The sequence below is a fragment of the Bacteroides sp. An279 genome (assembly GCF_002159615.1).
Classification (GTDB): domain Bacteria; phylum Bacteroidota; class Bacteroidia; order Bacteroidales; family Bacteroidaceae; genus Phocaeicola; species Phocaeicola intestinalis.
Window position 1 is genome coordinate 1 of sequence record NZ_NFJA01000190.1, and the last position, 1,746, is coordinate 1,746.

Annotated in this window: 1 protein-coding gene; it reads right to left on the bottom strand. The window is 39.3% G+C overall.

The annotated features are described in order from the left end of the window. Positions 1–168: 168 nt before the first annotated feature. Positions 169–1,404 carry an anaerobic sulfatase-maturation protein gene (locus tag B5F78_RS16520; RefSeq protein ID WP_087407256.1) on the bottom strand — a complete coding sequence of 412 codons (1,236 nt, stop codon included), beginning with the start codon at positions 1,402–1,404 and terminating at the stop codon, positions 169–171. Between the last annotated feature and the right edge of the window lie 342 nt (positions 1,405–1,746).

Below are 1,746 nucleotides of genomic sequence, written 5' to 3' on the forward strand. Positions count from 1 at the left end.
GGTCCTTTCCGCTCCTGTTCTTCGTCAGATAGCCCGCTATCTTCCTCATCACAGAAGCAAAAATGCCTCAAAAACTCATCCCAAATCATCGCACGATAAATTCAAAACAACTTCTTACTGTTTTTTGGAGAGGTGTCAAACTGGCACTCCTCCAAAATTAACCAGTAATCAGAATATCGAAGGCTTGGTTCGAAGGATTTCCATTATATTGGCAGGAGGACGTTGTGCTGTCAATTCACGTGCCATAAAGTCCATATAAGGTGCCACGTGGGCAAAATATTTGTAAAATCCGGGACAAAGATAATTCAATCCATATTCTCCGTCCGAAGTCAAGCAAAAACGGTTTTTGGGACATTCTCCGTTACAGGCGAAAAGATAAGGACATTCCTTGCATTGATGTGGCAGTCTTGAACGTTTAGCCAAGCCAAATTGCCGTTGTTGTTCTCCATACATCATTTCTACAAGCGTCTTTTCACGAATGTTTCCCAATTTGTATTGTGGGAAAACAAAATGGTCGCACGAATAGACATCACCGTTAAATTCCATTACTCCCGCATGTCCACATATCGGAGCCAGTGTGCATACTCCCGGACTGGTTCCCACCCAATTAGCAAGGGTCGCATCAAATAACTGAATGAAATACTTTCCTACATCATTTTGCACCCATTCATCGAAAATGGCACAAAGAAAGTTTCCCCATTGCAGAGGCGATACGGAAAAAGCTGCCAAATTTTCTTTGCCAGTCTTATCCACAGAAGCCAAATAACGTCCGTCACTATGATGTGTGATACGTTCTACAACAGGAGCAAATTGAATATAATGGCATCCTATCTGCTTGAAGAAATGATAAAATTCCAATGGATAATCTCCATTGAGGTTGTTTACGACAGCCATAGCATTCCATTCTACACCCCGTTTATTCAGTAAATGAATGCCGTTCATTACTTTGGAAAAAGAAGGATTTCCCCCTCGTGTTTTCCGATAAGCATCGTGAAATTTTTGAGGACCGTCAATCGAAACGCCTACCAGCCAGCCGTTCTCGTGAAAAAAACGACACCATTCTTCATTTAATAACGTGCCATTGGTTTGAATACAATTGTCTATTATGCGACCCTGTGCATATTTACGTTGCAACTCCAAAGCTTTCCGATAAAAACTCAATGGACGCATCAAAGGTTCTCCACCATGCCAAGTAAATAGTATCTGAGACGTGGTTTGCGACTGGATATATTCTTTAATGAATTTTTCCAGCAATTCATCGCTCATAATAGAAACATTTTTTTGAGGATATAAGTTTTGCTTTTCCAAATAGTAGCAATAATCGCATCTCAGATTACATAAAGCACCTCCAGCTTTTAACATAATGTAAAGCGGACGTGCAAAAGGGGCTAATGTATTACTCATGTTATGGTATATAAAATTAAGTAGATGTTGAAAATCAGTTTGTATAAAATCTGCGTTTCTGATAAATATCATTAAGAGCCTGTTTAAATTTTGCTCAGGTTAATTTTGCGAATTGTTTTCGAGGATGTTTTTCTGATTTTATGAGGAGGATAGCGGGCTATCTGACGAATAAAATCGGGAAAACAGACCGGAAACAAACGAAAAAGAACCTGATAGAATATTACTTTATTGGAAAATTTAAACAGGCTCTTAGAAGCTGTTTTGAATTTATCGTGCGATGATTTGGGATGAGTTTTTGAGGCATTTTCGCTTCTGTGATGAGGAAGATAGCGGGCTATCTGA